Below are 1,173 nucleotides of genomic sequence, written 5' to 3'. Positions count from 1 at the left end.
TACGCGCTTTTAGGCATTCAGGAATTTTTCCATTTTTTGGCTTAGTTCTTTAATTGCGGATTCAAACCATTTTAAAGCTTCCATTGCATCTTTATGCAAGTCATGCATTAAGTCAGGGTCATTTGGAGAATCGTCGCGATTCGTTTTAACTGCATTAATTTTAAATGATTTTTTATGCATTTCATTTAGAAGCAAATATATTGATGGTTCTGTTGAAAAAAGAAACTTTGCTGATTCTTTTTTTTCAATGAAATCTCTTAAAATTTCTTCTGATGCTCCTTTAGCTGTTAATTCTTGGTAAAGAATTAAAGAAACAGAATAAACCTCAAACCTTTTTATATACAAATCAAAATTTAATTTTTTTCTATTCGTTGCCAATTGCTGAAACGCAATATAAGCAAGAAACCCTGCCATAAATACAGAGTTCACAATATCCACCATTAAAGTAAGTAAATCCATAGCAACCTCATAGTTAAAGAAAATTTCCGATTAGCGTATAACAATTGTTAGACAGACAATGTATGCCAGAACTTGTCCGTCTAAAGTACTCTGCTTAACTATTGCAATCTATCATAAATCACCGACTAACTCTGATGCCCCCTGACATTACGTTAGCCGATCTAAGGTCATCGAATCCACAAAATACAGGCATCTTCTATCTAACACACCATAGTAAACTAGATACATAGTTAACCATTACCCAAAGTAGGTCAACAAATGGTAAATGTATTGAGTCAAGATTCTTGAACTAAACAGTTTTGGGGCAGCTTCGCTCTAGGCTAAGTCAACCTAGCACGTCGATGGACAAAACCTTGTTACGAACTGCAAAACTCTCAAATTGCCGATAAGGTAAGTGGATAGTTATATGGTGTATCACTGTATTTACTATCCACTTAATTTCAGTTACATCGGAAAATCTGGCTCTTCTGAGCCAGATCCTTCCAACTCCTTTCTTGTGTCGGTAAGGATTTTCGTCAGAGTTGCCAACATGTAGTCTTTGAATTTATCAGTAGCTAAAGTTCCGTCAAAGGTCTCTCTAGCCAAGAATCGCTCCATCTCTTTTGAAAACTCTTCACCGTACACAATCTCTTTAAGTGAAGAGATGCGAGCATCTAGCATGTCCTTAAAGCCTTCGAGCTTGTAGTCTTCGATTTTCTGGCGCACCAAATCAAT

General features: G+C 36.1%; 1 protein-coding gene and 1 pseudogene. Both read right to left on the bottom strand.

Annotated elements, in window-relative coordinates:
* Window positions 1-9 precede the first annotated feature (9 nt).
* Window positions 10-459, bottom strand: coding sequence for a hypothetical protein (locus tag AC55NX_RS20710; RefSeq protein ID WP_168787138.1), 450 nt, complete (start codon window positions 457-459; stop codon window positions 10-12).
* Window positions 460-903: 444 nt separating this feature from the next.
* Window positions 904-1,173 (bottom strand): annotated as a pseudogene (locus AC55NX_RS20705) (nucleotidyl transferase AbiEii/AbiGii toxin family protein); the annotation flags it as partial.

Source organism: Vibrio rubrogenes, from assembly GCF_059641415.1.
This window is presented reverse-complemented; position numbering and strand designations above follow the sequence as displayed.